Genomic DNA, 26,588 nt, shown 5'->3' with positions numbered 1-26,588 from the left:
GGTCAGCTCCTTGACGTCGAATACAGGCCGGCCGGGCGCCACAGCAGGACCGAGATCATCAGGATGATGCTCGACACCAGCGCGATCTTGGGGGCCAGGAAGCCGGCATAGTTGGCCACCAGCGCCATCAGCAGGGCGCCGATGAAGCAGCCGCTCACCGAACCCAGGCCGCCGATGATGATGACGATGAAGATCATCACCATGATCTCGCTGCCCATCGATGCCGTGAGCGTTTCCTTGTACAGGCCCCACATCACGCCGCCCAGGCCGGCCAGCGCCGAACCGGCCGCGAACACGGCCACGAACAGGCGCCGGATGCGGTAGCCGAGCGCTTCGACCATCTCGCCGTTCTCGACGCCGGCGCGCACCAGCAGGCCGATCTTGGTGCGATTGAGCACCAGGAACATGGCGATGAAGACCACCAGCCCGACCACCACCGCCACCAGGCGGTATTTCTCGACGGCGGCGTCGCCCACCAGGATGGCGCCGCGCAGCGCGGTCGGCAGCGGCAGGGGGATCGTCTCGGCGCCCCAGATCACATGGATCAGCTGCTCGGCCACGATCATGCCGCCCATCGTGATCAGGATCTGCTTCAGGTGCTGGCCGTAGACCGGCTTGACGATGATGCGCTCGAAGGCCCAGCCCAGGAGGCCCGTGACGACCATCGCCAGCGTGACGGCCAGCGCCAGCACGCCCAGGTTGATCAACAGCGAGTCCATCTCGAGCCAGCCGCGCATCGGCAGCAGGACCAGCGTGGCGCTGAAGGCCCCGACGGCGACGAACGCGCCATGGCCGAAATTCAGGACGCTCATCAAGCCGAACACGAGGGTCAGGCCGCTGGCCATGATGAAGATCATCATCCCCATCGCCAGGCCGGCGATGGTGAGGGTGAGCCAGGTGGGAAAACTGCCGACCAGCGGCAGCATGGCCAGCATCAGCACGGGCACCAGCAGCAGCGGCGCGATGTCGCGCTTGGCCGCCGGCAGCGGCGCATCGGCCGGGGGAACAGGGAGGATTGCACTCATGATGGGGTATTGGTTCCTGATTCCTATTGGTGGGAGTCGAGCGACAGGCCGAGCAGGCGCTGCTGCAGCGCGGCGTCGCCGGCCAGCGCCGCCATCTGGCCGGCATGGGCCACGCGACCATCGTCCATCACGCTGACGCTGTCGCCCAGCGAGCGCACGAAGTTGAAGTTCTGCTCGACCAGCACGATGGTGGTCTCGCGCTCCTTGAGTTCACGGAAGGCGGCAATCAGGCTTTGCACGATGCTCGGCGCCAGCCCCTTGGTCGGCTCGTCGACCAGCAGCAGCTTGCGTGGTTCGACGATCGCGCGGGCGATCGCCACCATTTGTTTCTGGCCACCCGACAGGTTCCCGGCCGGGTAGTGCCAGAACTTGCGCAGGGCCGGGAAGAAGCCGCAGATCCAGTCGACCCGGGCCTGGTCGAGTGCGCCGTCGCGGGCGGCCAGCACCAGGTTTTCGCGCACCGTCAGTTCAGAGAAGACCGCCATGTTCTCGGGCACGTAGGCAATCCCGGCGCGGGCGATGTCGGGCGTGGACAGTTTCGTGATGTCGCGGCCGTCGAAGCGGATCGAACCGGCGCTGGCCTTCCACAGGCCCATGATCGTGCGCAGGGTAGTGGTCTTGCCGGCGCCGTTGCGGCCCAGCAGGACGGCCAGTTCGCCGCGCGGCACGACCAGGTCGACGCCTTGCAGAATGTGGTACTGGCCGATGTGGGTATGGACGCCGGACAGCGTCAACAGCGGTGCGCGCACGGCCGGATCAGGCGCCAGTGTATTCGGGTTCGGGTGTTCCAAGATAGGCTTCCTGTACGATCTTCGATTGCATCACTTCGCGCGGATCGCCGTCCGCCACCAGCGTGCCGTTGTGCAGCACGACGATGCGGTCGGCCAGCTGGCGCACCACGTCCATCTTGTGCTCGACCAGCAGCACGGTCTTGTTTGCCTCGTGCTTCACCTGGCGGATCAGGTCTAGCACCACCGGCACTTCGTCGACGCTCATGCCGGCCGTCGGTTCGTCGAACATCATCACGCTCGGCTCCAACGCCAGCAGGATCGCCACTTCGAGCTTGCGCTGGTCACCGTGCGACAGCGCGCCGACATAGAGGTCGCGCCGCTTCATCAGCGCCACCCGTTCCAGGTAGTGTTCGGCGCGCGCGACCAGCTCCTTGTGGCTGGACCAGACCGACAGGAAGTGCAGGCCCATGCCGGCGCGGCTCTGCACGGCCAGGCGCACGTTCTCGATCACGGTCAGGTGCGGGAACAGGTTCGTAAGCTGGAAGGCGCGGCCGATGCCCCGGCGCGTGCGCCTGGCCGCGCCGTCGCGCGTGATGTCGCGACCATGCAGCACGACGCTGCCGCTGGTGGCGGCCAGCTGGCCCGAGACCAGGTTGAAGTAGGTGGTCTTGCCGGCGCCGTTGGGGCCGACGATCACGGTCAAGGTGCCGGGATGGAAGTCCGCCGTCACCGCGTTCACCGCGACATGACCGCCGAAGCGGATGGTCAGGTCGCGGGTCGAGAGCGCGGGCTGGCCGGCAGTAGCAGGCAGCGCGGTCATGTCAGCGCTTGTTCTTCACCGGCAGCGGCATCTCGCTGGCCGGGATCTCGCGCACCAGTTCGAGCAAGTCCCATTCGCTCTTCTGGTCCTTCTTGATGCGGAAGTGGTACATCGGCTGGATCGCCTGGTGGTCGTCCTTGCGGAAGGTCATCAAGCCCTTCGGGGTCTCGAAGCTCATGCCCTCCATGGCCGCCACCATCTTGTCGCCATTGCCGTCCGGGACCTTCGACAGCGCGGCCACCACCGCGCCCGCCGCCGCCATGCCGCCGGCCGTGAACATATCGGGTGGCGCCTTGAAGCGCTTGGTGTGCTCCCTGACGAACCAGTCGTTCATCTTGTTCTTCGGGAAGTCGTAGTAATAATAAATCGTGCCCTGGGTACCGGCGAAGTTCTTCCAGGTCTTCATCACCGGCAGGATGTTGCCGCCCGGGGAAAGCACGATGCCATGGCGCTCGGGCCTCAGGTCGGCGATCTTGTTCATCGGGTTCGGGCCGGCCCAGACGATTTGCAGGATGCGCGGTTGCGGCTTGTCCTTCAGTGCATCGAACAGGCGCGCAGAGGAGGCAGTGAAGTCGGTGGTCGCCAGCGGGGCATATTCTTCGTGTACCACCTTGGCGCCGCTGCCGGTAGCCGCCAGCGCTTCCTTGCCGGCCTTGATCGCATCGCGTCCAAAGGCGTAGTCTTGCGTCAGGAAGCCGATGCTGCCGCCTTTCAGGGTACTGGCGGCGGCCAACGCATCCTGCATCGAGCTGCGCGCGGTACGGAAAATGTACTTGTTCCACTTGTCGCCGGTGATGGCATCGGCCACCGCCGGCTCGACAATCAGGACTTTCTTGTATTCCTTCGCCACCGGCAGCATCGCCAGCGCCGAGCCGGACGACGTGGTGCCGACGGCGATGTCGACGCGGTCGTCGCCGTAGGCCTCGGCCAGCAGCGTGCGTCCCAGGTCGGGTTTACTCTGGTCGTCCTTGACGATGACCTTGATCTTGCGGCCGTTGATGGCCATCGTGCCGTTGGTCAGGTATTCGAGGCCGAGCATGAAGCCGGCCTCGGTCTCGCGCGCATAGGTTTCCATGAGGCCGGTCTTGCCGGCGATGAGCGCGACCTTGAAGTCCTTGCCCTGGGCCAGTGCGCCGGGGGCGGCGCCGGCCGCGAAGGCGAAGGCCAGGGAGAGTGCGAGGGGCTTGATCAGGGATTGCATTGCTTGTCTCCTTGTATTTATTTACGGGACCCGCGCCAGGAAAGCGCGGATCGCCTCGAAGGCTTCGGGTTCGGTGAGCATCGGCGCATGGCCGACGTTCGGCACTTCGGTATAGGCCAGGCCGGGCGCCGCCTTGCGCATCCAGGCCGCCTGTTCGGCTTCGACCAGGTCGGACAGGGCGCCGCGGATCATCAGGGTGGGGCGGTGCCGCGTCAGGCGTCGGAACGCCATCCGCAGCGCCAGCGAGGTTGGAGGAAGTCTACCGGTTTGCAGGCTGTGGGCGATACCCGGATCGTAGCGGGCGCACAACAGGCCGTCGTCGCGCTGCTCGAAGGCGCGCTGGGCCCATTTGTTCCACTCGGCGTCCGGATTGCCGGGGAAGGCGCAGGCATTGATGTCGCGGACGTAGCAGGTTGCCTCGTCCCAGCTGGCGAAGGTCGCCGGCTTGCCGGCGTAGCCGGCGATGCGCTCCAGGCCGCGCGGCGACAGCACCGGGCCGACATCGTTCAGCACCGCGCCGGCCACCAGGTCGAGGCGCTGGGCGGCCAGCGTCATCGTGATTAGGCCGCCCATCGAGGTGCCGATGAAGACGGCGCGCGCGATGCCCAGCGCATGCATCAGGGCCACCACGTCGGCGGCGTAGACCGCCGGCGTGTAGTTGGCCGGATTCGGGTCGCGCGCCGAGTGGCCGCGGCCGCGCACGTCGACCGCCAGTACGCGCCGTCCAAGGGCGGCCACTTGCGGGGCCAGTTCGTCGAAGTCGAGCGAATTGCGGGTAAGGCCGTGGATGCAGATCACGGGGAGGTGGGCCGCGCCGCCGGCGCCGTGGTAGTCGCGTGCGTAGAGGGCGAGGCCGTCGCTGCTGGTGTAAGTGATGGGGCTGAATGAAGGCACGCGGCGGTTCCTGTCAGTGTGCTGGTAGTGCGAGGTTGGCGACTTAGGTTGAGAAATTGGGGCCCGCCTGCGCGGGGGAGTCGTTTCTGCCAGTGGCAGAAACGACGAGTTGGCGCCTGCTATTAGAAGCGCAGTTCCAGCGTGGCCGACACCGTGCGCGGATTGCCATAGAAGGCGGTGAGCGTTCCCTCGTTGCCCAGGGTCGGGAACAGGTAGCCGGCGGTCTTGTAGTGCACGTCGTTCAGGTTCTTGCCGTGCAGGCCGGCGCGCACCTTGCCGTCGGTGCGGGTCCAGACGATCGAGGCATCCCAGATCCGGTACGACTCCTGGTCCAGGATCGAAGGCGTCTCGAACTGCGCCGTGGCGCCCTTGTACGACCAGCTGCCGATCAGCGACACGCGGCCGCCGTGGCCCATGAGCGGCAACGGTATGTCGTAGTTGGCGCGCAGGTTGGCCGAGTTCTTGGGCGTGTTCTGGAAGGTGCGCTGGTCGGCCACGTTCACGCCCGCCACGATGTATTCCTTGTACTCGGCGTCGATGTAGCTGTACATGCCGGCGACCATGAGGTTGGGCGTGATGTTGGCCACCGCTTCCAGTTCGGCGCCCTTGATCTTGGCCTTGCCGGCATTGGTGGTGACGCCGGCGAAGCTGTCGTCGCGACCGTCGCCGTTGGTGTCGATGGCCACCGATCCCGGAATCTGCACATCCTGGTAATCGCTGTAGAACAGGGCGGCATTGGTCGTGATGCGTCCGCCGTTGAAGGCCGACTTGAGGCCCAGCTCGTAGGTCTCGATGGTCTCGGGTTCATATCCGGCGCGCGCGGTTTCCAGCGGAATGCGGGTGCCGACCACGTTCAGGCGCGGGTCGAAGCCGCCGCCCTTGAAGCCTTCGGAATACGAGGCGTACACGTTATGGTCGGGGTTCATCTTCCAGTTGACGGCCACGCGCGGCGTGAACTTCTTGTCTTCGCGTTCGAGTACGCCGCCGCGCAGGTCGGTATCGGTGCGGAACAGGATCGCGCCCGGGTTGCCCATGTCGGGCGTGCCGGCCAGGCCGAAGTAGATCTGGCGCAGCACGTCGGCTTCGCGCTTGTCCACCGTGTAGCGCCCGCCCAGCGACAGGCTCACGCTGTCGGTCAGGTTGTAACTGCCGTCGAAGTAGGCGGCCCAGGCCCTGGTGTCGATGTCGCCCATCGTGTAGGTGGACGTGGGCACGGCGCCGGCCAGGATGGTGTCGAACTTGTTGAAGGCGTTGGCGTCCATGTAGTAGACGCCGGCCACGCCCTGCAGGCGCGGGCCGTTGTAAGTGACCTGCAGCTCCTGGCTGAACTGGCGGTTGGTGTACAGCGCCGGCACTTCCATGTCGACCACGGGCAAGGCGTCGAAGTCGATCGGCGCATACGACTTGTCGCGGCGCGCGGCCGTGATCGACTTGACGCTCCACTCGCCATTGACCGTGTATTCGATGGTGGCCGAGCCGCCATAGGAACGTACTTCCTGGTCGTGGCCCAGCGCTTTCGTCAGGTTGCCGCGGGTGTCGAACACGTCTTCGAGGATGGGCGCGCCGCTGGTGCGGCCGACGATCAGGCGGTGGCCGTTCTTGGGATTCGAATCGTCTTGCGTGAAGTCGCCGGCCAAGCGGATGAACAGGTCCTGGCTGGGCGTGAACTCGGCCGAGACGCGGCCGGCGGTGACGTCCTTGTCGTAGTTGCCCTTGCCGGTGAACAGGTTGTCGCCGAAGCCGTCGCGCTTGAAGCGGGCGAAGGTGGCGCCGACGCGCGCGGTGTCGGTCAGCGGCGTGCTGGCGGTGACCACGGCTTCCTTCTGGCCGTATTCGCCGACCGTGGCGCGCACGCGCACGTCACGCTGCGGTCCCAGCTTGCGGGTGACGTACTTGACGGCGCCGCCGATGGTGTTGCGGCCATACAGCGTGCCTTGCGGGCCGCGCAGCACCTCGATGCGCTCGACGTCGTAGATGTCGGCCACGGCGGCCTGCGGGCGTGCCAGGTAGATGTCGTCGATATAGATGCCGACGCCGGATTCGAAGCCGGCCAGCGGGTCGGCCTGGCCGACGCCGCGGATGAAGGCGGTCAGGGTGCTGTTGGTGGCGCGCGACGCCTTGAGCGTGGTATTCGGCAGGGCCAGGGCCAGGGCGGTGACGTCGGGCACGGCCTGCTTGGAGAGCTGGTCGGCGCTGAACGCGGTGACCGAGACCGGGACGTCCTGCAGGGTCTCTTCGCGCCGGCGCGCGGTGACCACCACTTTCGAGACGGATTCCTCGGCCGAAGCAGCTGGGGCGCCGGCCGCATCCTGGGCCTGGGCCACGCCCATCGTCCCGCCGGACAGCGCCAGCAGCGCTGCGGCGGACTGGTTCAGCAGCTTCGTTTTCTTCCTGGTCAGGCGCATTCTAAGTCTCCTCATTTTTGGTATCGGCATGCGTGCGATCGAGCGCATGCCAACCAGTGTGCCAAGGTCGAGTGTGGTTGAATAGCCAAGGATCGCCCACCCCGTTGTGCATTAATGCACAGACCGCTTACCGGCCGGCGTGGTGAGCTTTCCTAGGCACAGATGCCGCGTTGCACCATTTATGCATCAGCGCAGGCATTGTCGGTAATTTGCTTGCAGAAGGAATGTGCACGAGTGCACAATGTGTCATCTTGATATCTGACAAGCGATCTCATGAATACGCTGCCCGAGTGGACCGACCTGCGCTTCTTCCTGGAGTTGGCCCGTGCCGGTACCCTCTCGGGCGCCTCGCGTCGCCTCGACGTCGAGCACACGACGGTCGCCCGCCGCATCGACCGCCTCGAGACCCAGCTCGGCGCCACGCTGTTCGACCGCTCGCGCGAAGGCTATGAGCTGACCGAGGTCGGCCTGGCCCTGCTGCCGCATGCCGAGGCGATGGAAGGCGCGGCGCTGGCGGCCGCCGAGCAGATCGGCGGCGCCGAGGTCGCGGCCCATGGGGTAGTGCGGCTCGGGGTGCCCGAGGTATTCGGTGTGAAAGTCGTCGCGCCGCTCCTGGTCGATCTGCTGGACCAGCATCCCGACCTGCAGATCGACCTGCTGGCGCTGCCGCGCTTCGCCAATCTCGCCAACCGCGAGGCCGACCTGGGTGTGATGCTCGATCCGCCCACTACCGGCCGCTACGTGGTCACGCGCCTGGCTTCGTTCCGCTTCTACCTGTATGCGTCCCCGAACTACCTGGCGCGCCATCGGCCGATCCGCGAGCAGGCCGACCTGGCGCGCCATGACTTCGTCGACTATGTGCAGGACCGCCTGGCCAGCCGCGAGCTGTCCTACCTGAACGAGCTCGGTTTCACGCCGCGCCGGCGCATGTGCTGTTCGGGCATGACGGCGCAGATCGAGGCGGCATCGCTCGGCATGGGCCTGATGATGGCGCCGCCGTATGCGGTGCCGGACGACGGCCGGCTGGTGCCGGTGCTGCCGGGCTTCTCGGCCGAGCGTTCGTTCTGGCTGGCCGCGCCGACCGACCTGTACCGCCTGCGCCGGGTGAAGGTGGTGTGGAACGTGCTGCGCGAGTATGCCGACAGCTCGCCGGGCCTCTTTGTCCAGGATGGCATGCAGGGTGCATTGGCGCCGGACTGAAGAGCGCGGTATCCTCGCATAGTTCACTTACCAAGGGCCCCCATGCGCAGCCAGATCAGCGACGACATCACCTTCCGCAAACTCGAGATCCTGCTGGCGTATATGGAAGGCGGCAACCTGAACGCCGCCGCGCGCATGCTCGACATCAGCGCGGTGAGCGTGCACCGGGCGCTGCATTCGCTCGAAGACGGCATGAGCTGCCAGTTGTTCAGCCTTCAGGGCCGCAACCTGATCCCGAATGAGGCGGCCCAGGTGCTGGCCGAGGTGAGCCGCGAAGTGGTCAAGCTGATGGCCGACGGGATCGCCGCCACCCGCTCGGCGGCCGGCTACTCGGCCGACCACCTGAAAATCGGCTCGCTTTATTCCTTGACGACCGGCGCCATCCCCGAAGTCATCATCGGCATCAAGCTGAGGAAACCGGAACTCGAGACCGAGCTCGTGCTGGGCTCCAACGCCGAACTGCTGCACAAGCTCAAGCAGAACGCGATCGACGCGGCGCTGATGGCGATTCCCGATCCCGATCCGGACATCGAATCGATTCCGCTGTTCGAGGACGACGTGTTCTTCGCCGCGCCGGCCGGCTCGCCCTATGCGGGAATGAAGGAAGTCGACCTGCGCCAGTGCGCGGCCGAGAAATTCGTGTGCCTCAAAGACGGCTTCGTGACCTTCACCGGCTTCCAGGAAGCCTTCCGCATCGCCGGCTATACGCCGGCCATCGTCACCCGCGTGGGCGACATCTTTTCGCTGATGAATCTGGTCGCGGCCGGCATCGGCTATACCTTGCTGCCGGGACGGGTGCGCAACGCCTTCGGCGAGAAGGTGCAGCTCATTCCCCTGAAAGCGGATTTCCACATGCAGCAGACCATCGGCCTGAGCTTCCTGCGGGTGCGCGAGCGCGACCCGAACCTCTTGGCGCTGGCGGCGGTGTGCCGGATGCTGAAGCATCGCACGCCTTAACGCACGCTGCGCAACGCGCCCTCCAGCTCGGGATAGCGAAACACGAAGCCTTCGCGCTGTCACCTCGCCGGCGCCAGCCGCGGTCCTGGAAGGTGGCGCCGTGTATCGTGGGAAAGCCCGGCCGCCCCAGGAAAAATGCAGGTCGGTTCGATCGCGCTGAGATTCATTATTTTCTGTTACTTCCGTTCATACAGGAACTAAAGAACAGAAACAATACAAGGTCGGACGTGGGCTGCCTGTCGCCTCGCCAGACGCCCACAACTTCGGCGCTGTGCGCGTTAATTCGTTTCTTTCCGACGGCACGTTGCGCACTGGATGATTGCGGCGAGCAATTGCGCTGGTGTACGCAAAGCGCCGTCATCCAGGAAGCGCTGCCAGCCCGAATAGTTCACCAGGTAGCGACTGGCGATGCCATTGAAACGCTTGATCCAGGTCTTGAAGCGGGCATGCCAGCTATTGACGTTATTGAGGTGGATCGCGCCGCGGGCCTTGATCCCGGCGCGCAGGTTGACCGCCTCGTGCGCGATACCGGCGCCGGCGGCGAAGACCCGGTAAGCGGCCGCCGAATCGCTGATCAACACCGCGTCCGGCGCCAGCACCGGCCGCAGGCAGGCCGCGAGCTTGACGGCGCTGACCGGCCCGCAGCCAGTATGAAAGTCCAGTGTCCGCCGGCCCCGGTCGCGTGCAACGAGCAGGCACTCGTGTTCGCCGCTGATGCCGCGCCGCCTGGCCACGCCGCCGCGCCGCCGCGCGGGACGCGTCAGGTGGCGCGAGCCCTTCTGCGATTCGAGCATAAACGTTTCGTCCGCCTCGACCATGCCCTCAAGGCGATCTGGACGCTTGCGCGCCGCCCCCGGCACGAAACGGTGGCGCCAGCGAAAGCTGGTGCTGCGGTGCACGCCGACGAGCTCGGCTGCTGCGCGGACCGTGCGCGAGTCGAGCACGCATTGCAGGTACGGTAGCCAGGCGGCCTTTTTACGCAGGCGCGCCAGCGGCGTGTTCGTCAGCGCATTGAAGCTGCGCCGGCAAGCCAGGCAGCGCCAGCGCTGCAGGCCGCTGGCCGCACCGCACCGATGGACACGGGGACATTGGCAATGCGGGCAGCATGGCGTGGCCGCCGCCTGGGCGATGAGGTGGAGGCACTCGCCAGGGTGGGCAATGGCCGCGATCCAGGCGCGCAGCCTGGCCACCTCGTCGGTATGCAGGTGCAGGGACGTCAGCGCGGCAAATACTTCTTCGAAGACCAAGCCTTGCATCACTGCCACCTGATGAGTTAACTCGACAGTGGCTGAGACCGGCGCGAATGGGAAAGGTTCGCATAACTAACGCGAACAGCGCCCAAACTTCCGCTGACAGTAAACGTCTCCAGGCGAGCGTAATTGATCTCGGCTGCGATCAGGGCTACCTTAGTATCACAAATACACAATCAAGAGCATGGCCCGGCCCGCCGCCAGGCGTGATGTTGGCGGACAGCGCGGGAACATGTATTGGAGACGTACCACCCCGCGGCATCACCGGTTGGAGCCGGCGCCGCATCTTGCAGGAGCCTCGCCGTGTCCTCTCATGTCATTGCCATCTGCGTGCTTGCGTTGATGTTCATCATCGCTACCGCCATGCCCATCAATATGGGTGTCATCGCCTTCGTCGGCGCCTTCCTCGTCGGGACCCTGGTCGCCGGCATGGAAACCAAGGCCATCATGTCAGGCTATCCGGCCGAGCTGTTCCTGACCCTGGTCGGCATTACCTTCCTGTTCGCCCAGGCCCAGAACAACGGCACGATCGACTGGCTGGTGCGGCTCTCGGTGCGCGCCGTCGGCGGACGCATCGCGGCCATCCCCTGGGTCATGTTCGCGATCACCGCCTTGCTCACTTCGGTTGGCGCCGTCAGCCCGGCGGCGGTGGCGATCATCGCCCCGATCGCGCTCGGTTTTGCCGCGAAGTACAAGATCAATCCCCTCATGATGGGCCTCCTGGTGATCCACGGCGCCCAGGGCGGCGGTTTCTCGCCGATCAGCATCTACGGGGGCATCACCAACAAGGTCGTGATGGAGGCGGGGCTGCCGATCTCGCCGCTGACGACCGCCTTCACCAGCCTGGGCGTCAACCTGGCGGTGTCGGTGCTGCTGTTCTTCGTGTTCGGCGGCGCCAAGCTGATGCGCCAGCAGGTGCCGCAGGCCGAGCGTTCGGGCAGGGGCTTGCCGGTCTCGCCTTTCGGGCCGCCGGTGGCGGTCGCGGCCCAGGGTCCGCAGATCTACGGCGACGCCGAGAGTGAGTCGGCCAGCGAAGAACGCCTGATCAAGGAGCGTTCCACTGCCGCCGTCGGCGCCGTCGGCGCCGGCGGCGCGGGCAGCGCCGCCGCCCATCCGGTGACCGATCTAAACGAGGGCCCGACCTTCCACCAGATGTTTACCGTGTTCGGCCTGGTCGCGCTGGCCGTGCTGACCCTGCTCTACAAGCTCGACATCGGCTTCGTCGCCATCACCATCGGCCTGTTGATCTCGATCCTGTCGCCGCAAGTGCAAAAGCGCGCCATCGGCCAGGTGTCGTGGCCCGAGATCATGCTGATCGTCGGTGTTTCCACCTATGTCGGCGTGATGCAGAAGATGGGCACCATTACCTGGGTCGGCGACAGCGCCGCCAGCCTCGCTTCGCCACTGACCGTGGCCTTGCTGCTGCTGTTCGTCGGCGCGATCGTCTCGGCGTTCGCGTCGTCGACCGCGGTGCTCGGTTCCCTGATCCCGCTGGCCGTGCCGTTCCTGGCCTCGGGCAGCGGCGTCGACGCGATCGGCTTCATCGCCGCCATGGCGGTTGCTTCCACCATCGTCGACGTCAGCCCGTTCTCGACCAACGGGGCGCTCGTGCTGGCCAGTGCCCAGGGTATCGACCGCGACGTGTTCCTGCGACAGCTGATGATTTATGGCGGTATCGTTACCGTGGTGGCGCCGGTCGTGCTGTGGGTGCTGTTCGTGGTGTTCTGAGCGCAGCTAACGACATTATTTGCAACAACGGGAAATCGTATGAATCAGAGTGAAGGCCGCTGGACTACCCAGCAACGCAACCGCAGCGAGCGCCTGGCGCGGATCCAGGCGGCGCTCGGCGGGGCGCTGGACGGCAAGATCGTCCAGGCCGCGCACATCGTCGACCTGCTCAATGCCGTGCTCGAGCCGGGCGACCGGGTCTGCCTCGAGGGGAACAACCAGAAGCAGGCAGACTTCCTTGGCAAGGCATTGACCCGCGTCGACACCAGCCGCGTGCACGACCTGCACATGCTGCTGTCGGTGCTGTCGCTGCCCGAACACCTGGACGTGTTCGACAAGGGGATCGCCTCGAAGCTGGACTTTTCATTCTCGGGCCCGCAAGCCGGCCGCCTGGCCAAGCTGGCGCAAACCGGCAAGCTCGATATCGGCGCGATCCATACCTATCTGGAGCTGTTCGCGCGTTACTTCATCGACCTGACGCCGCGCGTGTCGCTGGTGGCGGCCGAGATGGCCGACCGCGAAGGCAATCTGTACACCGGTCCCAATACCGAGGACACGCCGGCCATCGCCGAAGCCACGGCGTTCAAGAGCGGCATCGTCATCGCCCAGGTCAACCAGGTGGTCGACAAGCTTCCGCGGGTCGACATCCCCGGCGACTGGGTCGGTTATGTGGTGCAGTCGCCGACCCCGTACTACATCGAGCCGCTGTTTACACGCGATCCGGCGCAGATTTCCGAGATCCAGGTCTTGATGGCGATGATGGCGATCAAGGGCATCTATGCCGAGTACGAGATCGAGCGCCTGAACCACGGCATCGGCTTCGACACCGCCGCCATCGAGCTGCTGCTGCCGACCTACGCGGCCGACCTCGGCCTGAAAGGCAAGATCGCGCGCCACTGGGCGCTGAACCCGCACCCGGCCCTGATCCCGGCAATCGAGGCCGGCTTCGTCGAATCCGTGCATTCCTTCGGCTCCGAACTGGGCATGGAGAAATACATCAGCGCGCGTCCGGACGTGTTCTTCGTCGGGCCCGACGGCTCGATGCGCAGCAACCGCGCCTTCAGCCAGGCGGCCGGCCACTACGCCTGCGACATGTTCATCGGCTCGACCCTGCAGATCGACTTGCAGGGCAACTCGTCGACCGCGACACTGGGCCGCATCGCCGGCTTCGGCGGCGCGCCGAACATGGGCGCCGACGCGCGCGGCCGCCGTCACCCCAGTAAGGCCTGGCTCAAGGCCGGCGAACAGGCCCGCGCGGGCCGCAATGTGATCCCGCGCGGGCAAAAGCTGGTGGTGCAGATGGTCGAGACCTTCCGCGAGCACATGGCGCCGGCTTTCGTCGAAAAACTCGACGCCTGGCAGCTGGCCGAACAGGCCAATATGGCGATCCCGCCGGTGATGATCTATGGCGACGACGTCACCCACATCCTGACCGAGGAAGGTATCGCCAACCTGCTGCTGTGCCGTGGCGAGGAAGAACGAGAACAGGCGATCCGCGGCGTGGCCGGCTATACGCCGGTGGGCATGGGCCGCGACCGGCGCATGGTCGAGAATCTGCGCGACCGCGGCATCATCCAGCGGCCCGAGGATCTCGGCATCGACAAGCGCATGGCGACCCGCGACCTGCTGGCCGCCAAGAACATGAAGGGCCTGGTGCGCGCCTCCGGCGGCCTGTACGACCCGCCGAAGCGCTTCAGGAACTGGTAACAGGGGCCATCCAAGGTCAACAAGGACATCATATGGAAACGTTGAAATACCGTTTCGAGCAGGGCAAACGCTCGCTGGCCGGCATGCCGCAACTGGTCGGCGTGGTCGGCTCGGGCAATCTCGAAGTATTGATCGAGCCGTCGCCATTGCAAGGCGCGTGCGAGATCGAGGTGCGCACCGCGGCCGTGGGCTTCGGCGCCACCTGGCAGGCCGTGATGGCCGATTTTCATGATCGCTGGAGTCTCGCCGACGCGCGCATCAGCATCAACGACATGGGCGCCACGCCGGCCGTGGTCAGCCTGCGGCTGGACCAGGCGGTCGAGTCGCTCACCGGAGGTCCAGTATGAGCAGCTACCAGGAATTGACGGCGCGCCAGCGCATCCCGGCCATCTTCGACGCCGGCAGTTTCGAGGAAATCCTGCCGCCGAGCGAACGGGTGGCGAGCCCGCACCTGGCCCAGCTCGACGCGCCGGTGTCGTTCGACGACGGCGTCGTCGTCGGCCGCGGCAAGCTCGATGGCAAACTGGTGTTCGGCGCCGCGCAGGAGGGCGGCTTCATGGGCGGCGCGGTGGGCGAGGTCCACGGCGCCAAGCTGGTGGGCATGCTGCGCCGCGCGATCGACGAAGACGCGCACGCGGTGCTGCTGTTGCTGGAGTCGGGCGGCGTGCGCCTGCATGAAGCCAACGCCGGCCTGATCGCGGTGTCCGAAGTGATGCGCGCCATGCTCGACGTGCGCGCCGCCGGCATCCCGGTGGTGGCGGTGGTGGGCGGCGCCAACGGCTGCTTTGGCGGCATGGGCATCGCGGCGCGCTGCGCCAATACCGTCATCATGTCCGAAGAAGGGCGGCTCGCCATGTCCGGCCCCGAGGTGATCGAGACCGCCAACGGCGTCGAAGAATTCGACTCGCGCGACCGCGCGCTGGTCTGGCGCACCACGGGCGGCAAGCACCGCTACCTGCTGGGCGATTGCCAGGTGCTGGTGGCGGACGAGCCGGACGCTTTCCGCCAGGCCGCCATCGACGCCATCGTACAAGCGCGTGGCGGCGAAGTGCGCCTGACGCTCGATTGGCTGCTGGCCGAGCAGGCCATGCTGGCGCGGCGCCTGTCGGACACCGAGGGCCTGGCCGAGCCGATGGACGTGTGGAAGAAGCTTGGCGTGCCCGAGCCGGCCAGGGTGCCGATGCTGGAGGCCGACGAATTTCTTGCTATGGCGGCGCCGCACCGCGCCACGATCGACCTGGGAGATTGAAGATGGATTGGCAGTCAGTGGCAACACAGCTTTTCCCCGGCGGTCACGAGATCGTCGAACGCGACAATTTTTTGTCGGGCACGGCGCAGGTCGACGGCCAGCCGGTGGCCGTGATCGGCACCACCGGCCACACGCCGATCGGCATCGAGATCGCGCTGGCCCAGGCCCAGGCGATCCTGAAAACGGTACAGGAGCATCCGGGGCGCCCGATCCTGATCCTGGTCGATACGCAAGGCCAGCGCCTGCGCCACCGCGACGAGATGTTGGGGATCAACAGCTATATGGCCCACCTGGGCAAGTGCGTCGACCTGGCGCGCCGCCAGGGACATACGGTGATCGGCCTGGTATACGACCAGGCGTTGTCGGGCGGCTTCATCACCAGTGGCCTGATCGCGAGCGCCTGCTACGCGCTGCCGCAGTCGACCATCCGCGTGATGGGCCTGCCGGCGATGGCGCGCATCACCAAGGTGCCCGAGGAACGCCTGACCGAGCTGGCCAGGGACAACCCGGTGTTCGCGCCAGGGCCCGAGAATTACCTGCGCATGGGCGGCCTGCACGGCATCTGGGAAGGCGACCTGGCAGGGCAACTGGTGCGCGCGCTGGGTGACGCCCGCGATGAAGATCAGCGCATGGCGCTGGGCCTGGCGCGCGGTGGACGCTTGCTGGCGCAGCCGGTGGCGCACGCGGTGAGGGCCGGTGGCCATGTTCGCGCGGCATGACCTGGTCTGGCTGACGAATCGCGGCTGGCAGCGCGTGCGCGCCAGCGCGCCCGAGCAGGCGCTGGCCGCGCTCGACCGCTGGCGCGACAGCGGCTGGCCCGCCGTCGTGCGGCGTGCCGAGCTCGAGCAGGCAGCCAACGAGGTGGCGATCGGCTTTCCGCTGCCGCCGCGGCCCGAGGATGGCGGCAAGCTGAAGGTCGGCTGCCGGGTCGAATTGTCCGAGATCGGCCGCCGCACGCGCGCCTTGCCGCTGGTCGCGGCGCTGGACGCGGTGCCGGGGCAGTGGCGCGACAGCCTGGCGCTGCTCGAGCGCCAGGCTGCCGAAGCCGGCGTGGGCCTGGCGGTCTACGGTTCGGTGGCGCTGGCCGCGCTGACCGGCCAGTACTACCTGACGCCGCACTCCGACATCGACGTGCTGCTGCAGCCCACGAGCCGCCGCCAGCTCATGAAGGGGCTCGATCTGCTGGCCTGGCACGCGGGCATCCTGCCGCTCGATGGCGAAGTGGTGTTCCCCGACGGTCGCGCGGTCGCCTGGAAGGAGCTGCGCGCGGCGTATGCCGGGGCGCCCGGTACGCGCGTGCTGACCAAGGAGCTGCGGCGGATCGCGCTGGTGCTGCCTGAAGAACTGATTGCGACGCTGGAGGAAGAGACGTGCACGAACTGATCGCCTTGCAAGCCACGCCGGCGGCGCGCAGGCCGGCAAGACAGGGCGAGAGCGCCTTTGCCAGGCGCATCGCGCGCCTGGCCGTGCGCAGCCTGTACGCCGAACTGGCGCTGTATCCGAAGCCGGGCCTGGTCTCGCTGGTCGACAACGGCAGCCATGCCGACATGACGGCTGCGACCTTCTTGCGCAGCATGTTCGCGCTGCGCCGCTATTTTCTGGATATCACGCACGCCGGCATCCTCGATGCACCCTTCCACGTGCTCAAGCGGCTCGGCATCGAGGCCGAAGCGCGCATGCTGCGCGCCACCGGTGGCATCAATACCCATCGCGGCGCGATCTTTTGCCTCGGCATGCTGTGCGCGGCGCTCGGGCGCTGCCATGCGACCGGCACGACGCCGACGGCAAACGCAGTGCACACTCTGCTGCGCGCGTGCTGGGGCCGCGAGCTGGGTGCGCACAGCGTCGACGCCGGCGAGCGTTCGCACGGCGCCGAGGCCTTGCGGCGCTACGCCGCCAGCGGCGCACGCGAGGAGGGTGCGCGCGGCTTCCCATCCGTCTTCCATATCGGGCTGCCGGCGCTGCGCCGCACCCTGGCGGCGGGCCGCGGGATGCGCGAGGCGCGAATCGATGCGCTGTTTGCGCTGATGGCCCATATCAGCGACACCAATGTCTTCCATCGCGGCGGTCTCGATGGCGCCATGACGGTAAGGCGCCAGGCGCGCGCCTTTATCGCGCGCGGCGCCAGCGCCTGCCCTGACTGGGAGGCGCGGGCGCTGGCCTGCCACCGCAGTTTCGTCGCCAGCCGCCTGTCGCCCGGTGGCGCGGCCGACCTGCTCGGTGCTGCCTGCCTGCTGCACGCAGCCACTGTGCAATAGCATGGCCGCCCGACTCGCCATCCTGTGCCCGGGGCAGGGCGCCCAGCATGCCGGCATGTTCGACCTTGCGCGCCTCGACCCGGGCGCCAGCCGGCTGCTGGACGACTGGTTCGGCGATCCGGCGCTTGGTCCGTTGCTGCGCGCTTTTGTCGAGGGCGAGGCGCGCTTCGCCAACCGCATCGCCCAGCCGTCGATCGTCGCGGCCACGCTGGCGACGTGGACGGCGCTGCGCACTTCGATTCCCGAACCCGCGCTGGTCGCCGGCTACAGCATCGGCGAGTTGGCCGCCTATGGCGTCGCCGGGGCGCTCGATCCGGGTACTGCGGTCAAGCTCGCGATCGAGCGCGCGCGGCTGATGGATGCGTGTCTCGACGGTGGGTCGGCGCAGACAATGGTCGCGCTGTCCGGCATGCCGGATGGGAGCATGGATGCGCTGCTGGCGCGTTTCGGCTTTCACGCCGCGATCGTCACCGGCGACGATGCGCTGGTGGCCGGCGGTCCCGCCGCGCAAGGCGAGGCGCTGGCCGCAGCGGCGCTGGCCGCCGGAGGGCGCGCCACCGTGCTGCCGGTCGCCGTGGCCTCCCATACGCCGCTGCTGCAGGGCGCCGTCGCGCCGTTTGCGGCGCTGCTCGAACACCAGCGCTGGTCGGCCCCGGCCTTCCCGGTCCTGTCCGGCATCGCGGCCGTGCCGGTCCACGATGCCAGGCAAGCAATGCACGAACTGCCGCGCCAGATCGCTGAACCCATACGCTGGAAAGAGTGCATGGATGCCTGCGCCGAAGCCGGCGTGACGGTCGCGCTCGAGCTCGGACCGGGCGCCGCACTGGCGCGCATGTTGCAATCGCGCCACCCGCAGATCGCCTGCCGCTCGGTATCCGAGTTTCGCTCGCTCGATGGGGTAATTAGCTGGCTAGGGAGGCAGTTCGATTAATATTCACCAAGCTGATGTCTGATATTGCCACTCGGAATTGGAAGTTGGGCCGGGTCGCCTATATAACGGTTGTATAGCAGTCGTTATCGTAGGCCCGCCATTGTCGGCGGTGCAATCAAGGAGTCCAACGTGAACAAGATCGTCAATGCCCTCGTCGCTGCCGCCGGCAGCCGCGCCCAGAGTGTCCTGCGCAAGCAAGCGGAAGTCGCCAAGCCATACCAGGTGCAATACCGCTCGAACGCCGGCGGTTGGAACTGAAACGCGCCACGCCGCATCACTTGCGGCGCGATTGAATGAAGGCTGGAACCGTCGTGCGGTCCAGCCTTTTTTCATGGACGCGTTGCGCATCGGCCGCATGAAACGTGTTGCTTCGCCATGGCCCGGTCCGGTCGCGTGCGGTGCGTTCGCTATCGCCCGCGGAACGGGGTGCGCTCGTTCAACTCATCCATATAATCATCGATCCCGCCCGCCTCGCGCTCCAGGAAGCGCTCGACCGCATCGGCGAATGACGGGTGCGCCAGCCAGTGCGCCGACCAGGTGCGGGTCGGCAGGAAGCCGCGCGCCATCTTGTGCTCGCCCTGGGCGCCGCCCTCGAAGGTCGCGATGCCCTGCTCGATGCAGAACTCCAGCGGTTGATAGTAGGCGGCCTCGAAGTGCAGGCACGCCACGTGCTCGAGCGCGCCCCAGTAGCGGCCATACAGCGTGTCCCGGTCGTGGATCACGAGCGAGGCGGCGATCGCCCGCCCATCCTTCTCGGCGACCACGAGCAGGATATTCTCCGGCATCGTCGCGCCGATACGCAGGAAGAAATCGAGGTTGAGGTAGGGCGTCGAATGGTGCTCGCGATAGGTGTTGCGGTAGCACCGGTTGAACAGCACCCAATCCTCGCGCGTCGCCTCGGCCCCGCGCACCCGGCGCATGCTCACCCCGGCTTCCATCACCTTGCGCCGCTCGGCGCGGATGTTCTTGCGTTTCTTTTGTTCGAGCGTCGCCAGGAAGTCGTCGAAACTGCGGTAGCCCTGGTTCAGCCAGTGGAACTGGACGCCGCTGCGCAGCAGGAAGCCGGCGTCGCGCAGCAGCGAGGCTTCTTCTTCGGGCGGGAACAGCACGTGGGTGGACGACACCTCGGTCGCCTGCTGGGTGGCGCGCAGCACGTCGACCAGCGCCGCGCGCGCCGGCGCGTCGCGCGCCAGCAGGCGCCCGCCCGCGACGGGCGTGAACGGGATGGCGCACAAGAGCTTCGGGTAGTAGTCGAGTCCATGGCGCCCGTAGGCGTCGGCCCAGGCCCAGTCGAACACGTACTCGCCATACGAATGGCCTTTGACGTACAGGGGCAGGGCGGCCGCCAGCGCGTCCTCGTCGTCGTACAGCAGCAGGAATTGCGGCTGCCAGCCGGTCTCGGGCGAGGCGCTGCCGGACGCGTGCAGCGCATGCAGGAAGGCATACGACAGGAACGGCGCCGGCTGGGCCTGGACCAGCGCGTCCCACGGGCCCTGGCCGACTTCGGAAAGATCGGAAACGATATGCGTGCGATAATTAATAGTTGCGTTCAACATGACTTCCATTTGAGAGAAGAGTGGCTTGCGCCAGGGGATCGTCATCCCGGTTAACCTGCGCTGACCACAACGCGAAAGACCATCCATGAACAGCCGATTCTTTAACCTCTATTCGCACCACTTCGCCCGCGTCGCGGTGGCCATTCCGCGCGTGCGCATCGCCGATCCGGCCTACAACGTCGAGCAGACCATCGTGCTCGCGCGCCAGGCCGACGCCCAGGGCGCCGCCCTGATCGCCTTCCCCGAGTTGGGCCTATCGGCCTACACCTGCGACGACCTGTTCCACCAGCGTGCGCTGCTCGACGCTTGCCTCGAGGGCCTGGCGGCCATCGTGGAAGCATCGAGGACACTGTCGCTGGCCATGGTCATCGGCATGCCGCTGCGGGTCAACCACATGCTGTTCAATTGCGGCGTCGTGGTCGCCAACGGCAGGGTGCTGGGCGTGGTGCCAAAGAGTTTCCTGCCTAATTATGGCGAGTTTTACGAATCCCGGCAGTTCACGCCCGCGGATTGCGCGGCGGTCGACCAGATCGAGCTGTTCGGCGCGCTGGCGCCGTTCGGTCCGAACCTCCTGTTCGAGGTCGCCAACCTGCCGCTGCTGCGCTTCCACGTCGAGATCTGCGAGGACGTCTGGGTGCCGGTGCCGCCGTCCTCGTTCGCCGCCATGGCCGGCGCCACGGTGCTGGTCAACCTGTCGGCCTCGAATGTCGTGGTGGGCAAGAGCGGCTACCGCCACCAGTTGGTCGCACAGCAGTCGGCGCGCTGCATGGCGGCCTACCTGTACACCTCGGCCGGCCGCGGCGAATCGACCACCGACATGGCGTGGGATGGCCAGTCGCTCATCTACGAAAAGGGCGAGCTGCTGGCCGAGTCCGAGCGCTTCAGCGACGACTCGCACATCATCTATGCCGACGTCGACCTCGACCGCCTGTCGACCGAGCGCATGAAGGCGACCACCTTCGCCCAGTCGGTGCGGCGCCATGCCAACGAGGTATCGAACTTCCGCGTCATCGGCTTCGAGCTCGCCCTGCCGCTCGAGCGCACCTTGCCGCTGGCGCGCACTATCGAGCGTTTCCCTTATGTGCCGGCCGACGCCGCGCGGCGCGACGAGCGCTGCCTTGAAGTCTACAATATCCAGGTACAGGCCCTGATCCAGCGCCTGTCCTCGAGCGGCATCCAGAAGGTGGTGATCGGCGTCTCGGGCGGCCTCGATTCGACCCACGCGCTGCTGGTATGCGCCAAGGCCATGGACCGTCTCGGCCTGCCGCGCACCAATATCCTGGCCTATACGATGCCGGGTTTCGCCACCAGCGGGCGCACGCTCAAGCAGGCGCGCGACCTGATGGCGGCGGTCGGCTGCAGCGCGCAAGAGATCGACATCCGCCCCAGCTGCATCCAGATGCTGAAGGACCTGGGCCACCCCTACGTGGAGGGCAAGGCCGAGTACGACATCACGTTCGAAAACGTACAGGCGGGCGAGCGTACCAACCACCTGTTCCGGCTGGCGAACTTCCATAACGGGATCGTGATCGGCACCGGCGACCTGTCCGAGCTGGCGCTCGGCTGGTGCACCTACGGCGTGGGCGACCATATGTCGCACTACAACGTCAACGCCAGCGTGCCCAAGACGCTGATTTCCTACCTGGTGCGCTGGGTGGCCGAGACCGGCGCGGTCGTCGGCGGCGACGCACAGGTTTTGCTCGACATCCTCGATACCGAGATCAGCCCCGAACTGGTGCCGGGCGGCCCCCAAGGGGGAGGAAACGACGACAGGCCTGCCCAGAGTACGCAGGACAGGATCGGCCCCTACGAGCTGCAGGATTTCAACCTGTTCTATACGCTGCGCTATGGCTACAAGCCGAGCAAGGTCGCTTACCTGGCCTATTCGGCCTGGCGAGACCGCGAACTTGGCCGCTGGCCCGAAGCGCTGGGCACCCGCAACCAGTACGAGATGAAAGACATCAAGCGTAACCTGTCGATTTTCCTGTTCCGCTTTTTCAAGACCAGCCAGTTCAAGCGCTCCTGCGTACCGAATGGGCCGAAGGTCGGCAATGGCGGCTCGCTGTCGCCGCGCGGCGACTGGCGCGCCCCGTCCGATTCCGAGGCCACCGTGTGGCTGGACGACCTGGCGAATATTCCCGATTAACTTGGTATGTGAAAGGACCAACACCATGAAACAGATTACCTGCGTGATCAAGCCGTTCAAGCTCGACGAGGTGCGCGAAGCGCTGGCCGAAGTGAACGTGACCGGCCTGACGGTGACCGAAGTGAAGGGCTTCGGCCGCCAGAAAGGCCATACCGAGCTGTATCGCGGCGCCGAGTACGTGGTCGACTTCCTGCCGAAGGTGAAGATCGAGGTGGTAGTGGACGATCCGATGGCCGAACAGGTGGTCGACGCCATCATCAAGGCCGCGCGTACCGGCAAGATCGGCGATGGCAAGATCTTCGTGCAGAACGTGGAGCAGGTGATCCGTATCCGTACCGGCGAAACCGGCGCGGACGCCGTGTAAGTGCGGTTTTAATCGCGGCTGCGATGAACGCCGGGCAAGAGGGGGGGGCGCGACGGTCCGATCTCTTCCCGGCATAACGCTGGAACGACGCTAATACGCTGGTCCAAGCATAAAAATTTGTAACTAACCAACGTATGCTTCGCGCCCGGCACACCGCGGTGCTGCACGCTTCGCGGCAGGGAGGGCAGGTCTGCACGGGTATATTGCAGCCGCGGGCGCGTGGTTCAGCGCCCCATCCGCATATCGAACTTCCAGGTCAGCAGCCGCAAGCCGCTGATGAACAGGCAGCTCGACCACAGGGCAAAATCGTGCGCCACGCCGTATTTGCCCATCAAGAGGAACAGCCAGTTGCCCAAGAAGGCGCAGATCGCATACGGTTTGCCATCCCTGAACACCATCGGCACCTCGTTGCACACGATATCGCGCAGCACGCCGCCGAAGATCCCGGTGATCACACCCATCATCGAGGCGATAAAGATCGGCATGTCGGCCGCCAGCGCGGCCGACGTCCCCGCGATCGAGAACAGTCCCAATCCCACCGCATCGGCGATCACGATCAGGCGTTCGGACACGATCTGGCGCAGCGTGCGGATCAGGGGCGAGGCCACCAGGGCCAGCACGAAGATCGCGATCGCGTATTCCTGGTGCGTGACCCAGAACAGCGGGCGCTTGTCGAGCAGGATGTCGCGCAGGGTGCCGCCGCCGAACGCGGTGATGAAGGCCACCGTGAACACCCCGACCAGGTCCATGCGCTTGCGTCGCGCCTCGATGAAGCCGGAAAACGCGCCGACCAGGATCGCCATGATTTCGATGAACTTGATGAGGGTCATGCAGCAGCGGGAAGCGTAAAGTGTTGCTAGACTACCATGCGCGCGCAGACTTACGTAAGGTAAATCTGCGCCCCCGCCAACCATGAAAGAAAGGCCGACTGCGCATGCGTATCGCCACCATCCTGCTGACCGTCCTGGCCGCCGCCAACCCCGTTTTTGCGCAGCAGGCGGCCGAACTGCCCAGGCTGTCTTTCCAGCACCACGACTGGGAACTCGCCTGCGACAACACCCGCACCTGCCGCGCCGCCGGCTACCATGCCGAAGATGGGCGCAGCCTGCCGTTGTCGGTCCTGCTCGAGCGCAAGGCGGGCCCCGGCCAGGCTTTCGTCGCCCACCTGCGCCTGGGTGACGCCGCTGACGGCATCGCCCTGCCGGCATCGGTGGCGATGCAGGTCGACGGCCGCGCGCTCGGCACGGTCACACTCGGTGGTGAAGAAGCGATCGGCAACTTGAGCGCTTCCCAGGCCCTGGCACTGCTGCGCGCCGTGGCCGGCAGCGGCAAGGTCGCCTGGCGCGCGGGCGGGCGCAGCTGGAACCTGTCGGGCACGGGCGCCTCGGCCGTGCTGCTCAAGATGGATGAATTCCAGGGCCGCCTCGGCACCCCTGGCGCCGCCATGCGCCAGGGCGCCAGGGCCGAACAGGACGTGCTGCCGGCGCTGCCGGCGCCGGTCGTCGCGATCGCGCCCGTCCCGGCCGGCGAGTTGTCGCGCCCGGGCAAGGAAGAAGAGCGGATTCTGCTCGCGACCTTGCGCAAGACGGCCGGCAACGAGGAGTGCGGCGACCTGGAAGCGGTCGCCACCGGCGAAAGCCGGTTCGCCTATGCGCCGCTCACGCGCGACAGGATGCTGGTCTCGGCCCGCTGCTGGCGCGGCGCCTACAACGAAGGGCATGGCTACTGGACCGCCAACCGCAAGCCGCCGTTCGCACCGCTGCTGGTGACGGCGTCGGGCACCGACTACGACAAGGGCGTCATCGGCGCAGCGCACAAGGGCCGCGGCATCGGCGACTGCTGGGGCCACGATGAATGGGTGTGGGACGGCCGGGGTTTCGTGCACACGGCGTCCGGCACCACCGGCATGTGCCGCGGCATCGCCGCCGGCGGCGGCTGGGATTTGCCGACGCTGGTCAGCGACGTGCGGCGCTGATCAGGCGCCCAGCAGGGGCAGGCGCAGGGTGAATACCACCTGCTCGTCCTCGTGGCGGTAGGCGAGTTGGCCGTGATGTTCGCGCACGATCTGCTGCGCGATATAAAGGCCCAGGCCCATGCCGGTGCGGTTGCGCAGGTTGTTCAGCGAGGCGCGCTTGAAAGGGTTGAACAGCGTCGCCACCGTCTCGGGCGCGATCGGCTGGCCGGCGTTCGACACCGCGACCGAGGCTTCACCGTCCTGCGCCTTCAGGCACACGGTCAGCGGCTTGCCCGGCTCGCCATGGTGGCGTGCGTTGCTCAGCAAGTTGGACAGCACCTGGGCCAGGCGCCCGTTGTCGGCATTCACGATGGCGTCGTCATCGCAGATCAGGTGGAGCGGAATCGATGGATAGGCCATGCGCGCTTCGTCCATCAGGTCCACCAGCAGCGCCTTCAGGTCTACCGGTTCGAGCGTCACGCCCAGCCCCATGCCGCGATCGATGCGGCTCATGTCCAGGACCTGGCTGATCATGCGCTGCATGCGGTTGGTCGACGACTGGATGCGCTTGCCGAGCGTCGGCTGGTTGCCGTTGCCGGCGCTGCCGGCACGTTCCAGGACCATGCCGGCCATGCTGATCGAATGGAGCGGGTCGCGCAGGTCGTGGCCCAGCATCGCCAGCAGCTGGGCGCGGGTGGCCTCGGTCTGCGAGCGGTGCGCGTTGACCGCGCGGACCAGTTCGGCGAGCGTGAGGCGGGCATTGGCCAGCACGTTCGGCTCCCAGGGATGGGCGCAGCCGCGCACGGTCTCGTGCCAGGCGTCGAACGAGCCGCGCGGCGTCAGGCGCTCGCCCAGAAGGCCGAGCGCGACGATCTTGTCCGGGCGGCCGCCCCAGGCCACGGTGTCGATCTGCTCGACGCGCAACATGATGCACCAGCCCTGGCCCAGCGGATCGAAGGGCAGGGCCAGCATGCCGACCCATTTGCCGAGCCGGTCGCGCAGGGAGGATGGCCAGTCGGCCGCCATCTCGCGCACTACCAGGTCGTGCTCGTTCTCGGGCAGGGACGCGACGATGGCCTCGGCCAGTCCTTCCGGCAGGTCGCCATGCGTAGCGATCTTGCCGTGCTGGGTGGCGATCATGGCCTGGGCCTCGGAGGCCGCCATCAGCGCCGCCGCGTGGTGGCCGAGCGCGTCGAGCGGGTCGTCGTCGAGCAGCAGCGACTCGACCATGTCGGTGCGCACCCGCGCCGACTGTTCGGCCAGCGTGGCGTCCGCGCGTGCTTCGATGCTGTGGATGGTAGAGGCCATTACCTGGGCCAGCACGTCGGCCGCCATGCGTACGGCGTAAGGGACCAGCTTGGGCGACATGTGATGGCAGGCGATCAGGCCCCACAGGCGGCCGTTGATCACGATCGACACGCTCATCGAGGCGCGCACCTGCATGTTCTTGAGGTATTCGACATGCACCGGCGAGACGCTGCGCAGCACCGCGAAGCTCATGTCGAGCGGCGCCGCGCCGGGGGCGCCGACCAGTGGCACCGCGTTATAGTCCATGTCGGCGATGACACGCAGCGTATTGAGCGTGTACAGGCGACGCGCCTGGGCCGGGATATCGCCGGCAGGGTAGCGTTGTCCGAGATAGGGCACCAGGTCGTTGCGCCGGCTCTCGGCCACGACGTCGCCGCTGTCGTCGGAACGGAAACGATAGGCCATCACGCGGTCGAAACCCGTGAATTCGCGCACCTGCTGCACGGCGGAGGCAAGCAGGGCATCGATGGTTTTCTGGCGGCGCAGGCGGTCGATGAGTCCATGCGCCTTGATGGCGAAGCGCGACACTTCCTCGCTCGACGTTTCGCGCAGTTCGAATTCGGCGAGGATCCGTCCGTAGGCCGCATGCACGACGCAGTCGTATTCGGCGCCGCCGATGGACAGGCCGGATGCCAGCGGCGCGGCGTCCTCGTCGTCCAGGGTGGCGATGCACTCGGCGATCGCGTCGATCGCGGCCGGCGGCAGGGCCAGCGCGGTGTAGGGCAAGCCCAGTTGTGGAGCCAGGCCGAGCAGGGCGGGCGCGTTGCCGCTCCAGCCTTCGAGCTGGCCGTCAGCCAGGAAGAACAGCAGCGCGCCATGCGGCTGGATCGAACCGGGAAGATGAATCGGCTCGTCAGCGCAGGACAGCAGGTCGACCTGCCGCCCATATTCCATCGGAACTGCT

Annotated in this window: 24 protein-coding genes; 14 read left to right on the top strand and 10 right to left on the bottom strand. The window is 66.7% G+C overall.

The genetic code is table 11. From position 1 onward, the window contains the following. Positions 1 to 2 precede the first annotated feature (2 nt). From AC56KW_RS11285 to AC56KW_RS11260, 6 genes are all read right to left on the bottom strand, one after another. Positions 3 to 1,025, bottom strand: coding sequence for a branched-chain amino acid ABC transporter permease (locus AC56KW_RS11285; protein WP_497170826.1), 1,023 nt, complete (start codon positions 1,023 to 1,025; stop codon positions 3 to 5). 23 nt (positions 1,026 to 1,048) lie between these two features. Then, complete coding sequence (locus AC56KW_RS11280; RefSeq protein WP_497170825.1) at positions 1,049 to 1,816, bottom strand: ABC transporter ATP-binding protein; 768 nt, start codon at positions 1,814 to 1,816, stop codon at positions 1,049 to 1,051. After that, positions 1,782 to 2,576, bottom strand: a complete 795-nt coding sequence (locus AC56KW_RS11275) for an ABC transporter ATP-binding protein (RefSeq protein ID WP_497170824.1) — start codon at positions 2,574 to 2,576, stop codon at positions 1,782 to 1,784. Before AC56KW_RS11275 ends, AC56KW_RS11280 begins: the two co-directional genes overlap by 35 nt. A 1-nt stretch (position 2,577) precedes the next feature. Beyond that, positions 2,578 to 3,777: a substrate-binding domain-containing protein gene (locus AC56KW_RS11270; RefSeq protein WP_497170823.1), complete on the bottom strand. Its 1,200-nt coding sequence runs from the start codon at positions 3,775 to 3,777 to the stop codon at positions 2,578 to 2,580. Between the two features lie 21 nt (positions 3,778 to 3,798). Further along, a complete protein-coding gene (locus AC56KW_RS11265) occupies positions 3,799 to 4,671 on the bottom strand; it encodes an alpha/beta fold hydrolase (protein WP_497170822.1) in 873 nt (290 codons plus the stop codon). A gap of 122 nt (positions 4,672 to 4,793) precedes the next feature. Next, a complete protein-coding gene (locus tag AC56KW_RS11260) occupies positions 4,794 to 7,076 on the bottom strand; it encodes a TonB-dependent receptor (protein ID WP_497170821.1) in 2,283 nt (760 codons plus the stop codon). A 273-nt stretch (positions 7,077 to 7,349) separates the two neighbouring features. On the opposite strand from AC56KW_RS11260, the gene AC56KW_RS11255 reads away from it, so the two are divergent. Beyond that, positions 7,350 to 8,276, top strand: a complete 927-nt coding sequence (locus tag AC56KW_RS11255) for a LysR family transcriptional regulator (protein ID WP_497170820.1) — start codon at positions 7,350 to 7,352, stop codon at positions 8,274 to 8,276. A gap of 42 nt (positions 8,277 to 8,318) precedes the next feature. Continuing rightward, positions 8,319 to 9,233, top strand: a complete 915-nt coding sequence (locus AC56KW_RS11250) for a LysR family transcriptional regulator (protein ID WP_497170819.1) — start codon at positions 8,319 to 8,321, stop codon at positions 9,231 to 9,233. Between the two features lie 278 nt (positions 9,234 to 9,511). Here the strand turns inward: AC56KW_RS11250 and AC56KW_RS11245 are convergent, their stop codons facing one another. After that, positions 9,512 to 10,489, bottom strand: coding sequence for an IS1595 family transposase (locus tag AC56KW_RS11245; protein ID WP_497170818.1), 978 nt, complete (start codon positions 10,487 to 10,489; stop codon positions 9,512 to 9,514). A 297-nt stretch (positions 10,490 to 10,786) separates the two neighbouring features. On the opposite strand from AC56KW_RS11245, the gene AC56KW_RS11240 reads away from it, so the two are divergent. From AC56KW_RS11240 to AC56KW_RS11200, 9 genes are all read left to right on the top strand, one after another. Further along, positions 10,787 to 12,211 (top strand): SLC13 family permease, encoded by a 1,425-nt coding sequence (locus AC56KW_RS11240; RefSeq protein ID WP_497170817.1) that lies wholly within the window; start codon positions 10,787 to 10,789, stop codon positions 12,209 to 12,211. A gap of 39 nt (positions 12,212 to 12,250) precedes the next feature. Further along, on the top strand, positions 12,251 to 13,918 hold the full coding sequence (gene mdcA, locus AC56KW_RS11235) for a malonate decarboxylase subunit alpha (RefSeq protein ID WP_497170816.1): 1,668 nt from the start codon (positions 12,251 to 12,253) through the stop codon (positions 13,916 to 13,918). A 32-nt stretch (positions 13,919 to 13,950) separates the two neighbouring features. Then, entirely contained in the window at positions 13,951 to 14,265 is a 315-nt protein-coding gene (gene mdcC / locus AC56KW_RS11230) for a malonate decarboxylase acyl carrier protein (RefSeq protein ID WP_497170815.1), read from the top strand. Then, complete coding sequence (locus tag AC56KW_RS11225) at positions 14,262 to 15,167, top strand: biotin-independent malonate decarboxylase subunit beta (protein ID WP_497170814.1); 906 nt, start codon at positions 14,262 to 14,264, stop codon at positions 15,165 to 15,167. Before mdcC ends, AC56KW_RS11225 begins: the two co-directional genes overlap by 4 nt. A 2-nt stretch (positions 15,168 to 15,169) precedes the next feature. Further along, entirely contained in the window at positions 15,170 to 15,886 is a 717-nt protein-coding gene (locus tag AC56KW_RS11220; protein WP_497170813.1) for a biotin-independent malonate decarboxylase subunit gamma, read from the top strand. After that, entirely contained in the window at positions 15,870 to 16,550 is a 681-nt protein-coding gene (gene mdcG / locus AC56KW_RS11215) for a malonate decarboxylase holo-[acyl-carrier-protein] synthase (RefSeq protein WP_497170812.1), read from the top strand. The genes AC56KW_RS11220 and mdcG overlap by 17 nt, the downstream gene beginning before the upstream one ends. Then, a complete protein-coding gene (gene mdcB / locus AC56KW_RS11210) occupies positions 16,538 to 17,425 on the top strand; it encodes a triphosphoribosyl-dephospho-CoA synthase MdcB (RefSeq protein WP_497170811.1) in 888 nt (295 codons plus the stop codon). The genes mdcG and mdcB overlap by 13 nt, the downstream gene beginning before the upstream one ends. Before the next feature lies 1 nt (position 17,426). Further along, the gene (locus AC56KW_RS11205; protein ID WP_497170810.1) at positions 17,427 to 18,356 is read left to right on the top strand and encodes an ACP S-malonyltransferase; all 930 of its coding nucleotides are present in this window, start codon (positions 17,427 to 17,429) and stop codon (positions 18,354 to 18,356) included. Positions 18,357 to 18,485: 129 nt separating this feature from the next. Continuing rightward, the gene (locus AC56KW_RS11200; protein WP_497170809.1) at positions 18,486 to 18,614 is read left to right on the top strand and encodes a hypothetical protein; all 129 of its coding nucleotides are present in this window, start codon (positions 18,486 to 18,488) and stop codon (positions 18,612 to 18,614) included. A 149-nt stretch (positions 18,615 to 18,763) separates the two neighbouring features. Here the strand turns inward: AC56KW_RS11200 and AC56KW_RS11195 are convergent, their stop codons facing one another. Further along, positions 18,764 to 19,912, bottom strand: a complete 1,149-nt coding sequence (locus AC56KW_RS11195) for a GNAT family N-acetyltransferase (protein WP_497170808.1) — start codon at positions 19,910 to 19,912, stop codon at positions 18,764 to 18,766. Positions 19,913 to 19,997: 85 nt separating this feature from the next. Here AC56KW_RS11195 and AC56KW_RS11190 point away from each other — a divergent pair, with 85 nt between their 5' ends. Together AC56KW_RS11190 and AC56KW_RS11185 are read left to right on the top strand one after the other, a co-directional pair. After that, a complete protein-coding gene (locus AC56KW_RS11190; protein ID WP_497170807.1) occupies positions 19,998 to 22,058 on the top strand; it encodes an NAD(+) synthase in 2,061 nt (686 codons plus the stop codon). 25 nt (positions 22,059 to 22,083) lie between these two features. After that, positions 22,084 to 22,422, top strand: a complete 339-nt coding sequence (locus AC56KW_RS11185; protein ID WP_005669566.1) for a P-II family nitrogen regulator — start codon at positions 22,084 to 22,086, stop codon at positions 22,420 to 22,422. 224 nt (positions 22,423 to 22,646) lie between these two features. Here the strand turns inward: AC56KW_RS11185 and AC56KW_RS11180 are convergent, their stop codons facing one another. After that, the gene (locus AC56KW_RS11180; protein WP_497170806.1) at positions 22,647 to 23,252 is read right to left on the bottom strand and encodes a trimeric intracellular cation channel family protein; all 606 of its coding nucleotides are present in this window, start codon (positions 23,250 to 23,252) and stop codon (positions 22,647 to 22,649) included. 104 nt (positions 23,253 to 23,356) lie between these two features. Here AC56KW_RS11180 and AC56KW_RS11175 point away from each other — a divergent pair, with 104 nt between their 5' ends. Further along, positions 23,357 to 24,397: a DUF1176 domain-containing protein gene (locus AC56KW_RS11175; protein WP_497170805.1), complete on the top strand. Its 1,041-nt coding sequence runs from the start codon at positions 23,357 to 23,359 to the stop codon at positions 24,395 to 24,397. Here the strand turns inward: AC56KW_RS11175 and AC56KW_RS11170 are convergent, their stop codons facing one another. Next, positions 24,398 to 26,578: an ATP-binding protein gene (locus AC56KW_RS11170; RefSeq protein ID WP_497170804.1), complete on the bottom strand. Its 2,181-nt coding sequence runs from the start codon at positions 26,576 to 26,578 to the stop codon at positions 24,398 to 24,400. Positions 26,579 to 26,588: the final 10 nt, after the last annotated feature.

The sequence above is a fragment of the Telluria sp. RT2P19 genome (assembly GCF_059685725.1).
Note: the sequence above shows the minus strand (reverse complement) of the source record. Positions and strands in the feature narration are given on the sequence as shown.

What these genes read in the sequence shown, in the direction of transcription:
- AC56KW_RS11270 (WP_497170823.1), bottom strand. Translation starts at nt 3,777, where the DNA reads ATGCAATCCCTGATCAAGCCCCTCGCACTCTCCCTGGCCTTCGCCTTC.
- AC56KW_RS11175 (WP_497170805.1), top strand. Translation starts at nt 23,357, where the DNA reads ATGCGTATCGCCACCATCCTGCTGACCGTCCTGGCCGCCGCCAACCCC.
- AC56KW_RS11185 (WP_005669566.1), top strand. Translation starts at nt 22,084, where the DNA reads ATGAAACAGATTACCTGCGTGATCAAGCCGTTCAAGCTCGACGAGGTG.
- mdcA (WP_497170816.1), top strand. Translation starts at nt 12,251, where the DNA reads ATGAATCAGAGTGAAGGCCGCTGGACTACCCAGCAACGCAACCGCAGC.
- AC56KW_RS11180 (WP_497170806.1), bottom strand. Translation starts at nt 23,252, where the DNA reads ATGACCCTCATCAAGTTCATCGAAATCATGGCGATCCTGGTCGGCGCG.
- AC56KW_RS11260 (WP_497170821.1), bottom strand. Translation starts at nt 7,076, where the DNA reads ATGCGCCTGACCAGGAAGAAAACGAAGCTGCTGAACCAGTCCGCCGCA.
- AC56KW_RS11250 (WP_497170819.1), top strand. Translation starts at nt 8,319, where the DNA reads ATGCGCAGCCAGATCAGCGACGACATCACCTTCCGCAAACTCGAGATC.
- AC56KW_RS11225 (WP_497170814.1), top strand. Translation starts at nt 14,262, where the DNA reads ATGAGCAGCTACCAGGAATTGACGGCGCGCCAGCGCATCCCGGCCATC.
- mdcG (WP_497170812.1), top strand. Translation starts at nt 15,870, where the DNA reads ATGTTCGCGCGGCATGACCTGGTCTGGCTGACGAATCGCGGCTGGCAG.
- AC56KW_RS11190 (WP_497170807.1), top strand. Translation starts at nt 19,998, where the DNA reads ATGAACAGCCGATTCTTTAACCTCTATTCGCACCACTTCGCCCGCGTC.
- AC56KW_RS11205 (WP_497170810.1), top strand. Translation starts at nt 17,427, where the DNA reads ATGGCCGCCCGACTCGCCATCCTGTGCCCGGGGCAGGGCGCCCAGCAT.
- mdcC (WP_497170815.1), top strand. Translation starts at nt 13,951, where the DNA reads ATGGAAACGTTGAAATACCGTTTCGAGCAGGGCAAACGCTCGCTGGCC.
- AC56KW_RS11195 (WP_497170808.1), bottom strand. Translation starts at nt 19,912, where the DNA reads ATGTTGAACGCAACTATTAATTATCGCACGCATATCGTTTCCGATCTT.
- AC56KW_RS11220 (WP_497170813.1), top strand. Translation starts at nt 15,170, where the DNA reads ATGGATTGGCAGTCAGTGGCAACACAGCTTTTCCCCGGCGGTCACGAG.
- AC56KW_RS11275 (WP_497170824.1), bottom strand. Translation starts at nt 2,576, where the DNA reads ATGACCGCGCTGCCTGCTACTGCCGGCCAGCCCGCGCTCTCGACCCGC.
- AC56KW_RS11170 (WP_497170804.1), bottom strand. Translation starts at nt 26,578, where the DNA reads ATGGAATATGGGCGGCAGGTCGACCTGCTGTCCTGCGCTGACGAGCCG.
- AC56KW_RS11245 (WP_497170818.1), bottom strand. Translation starts at nt 10,489, where the DNA reads ATGCAAGGCTTGGTCTTCGAAGAAGTATTTGCCGCGCTGACGTCCCTG.
- AC56KW_RS11255 (WP_497170820.1), top strand. Translation starts at nt 7,350, where the DNA reads ATGAATACGCTGCCCGAGTGGACCGACCTGCGCTTCTTCCTGGAGTTG.
- AC56KW_RS11285 (WP_497170826.1), bottom strand. Translation starts at nt 1,025, where the DNA reads ATGAGTGCAATCCTCCCTGTTCCCCCGGCCGATGCGCCGCTGCCGGCG.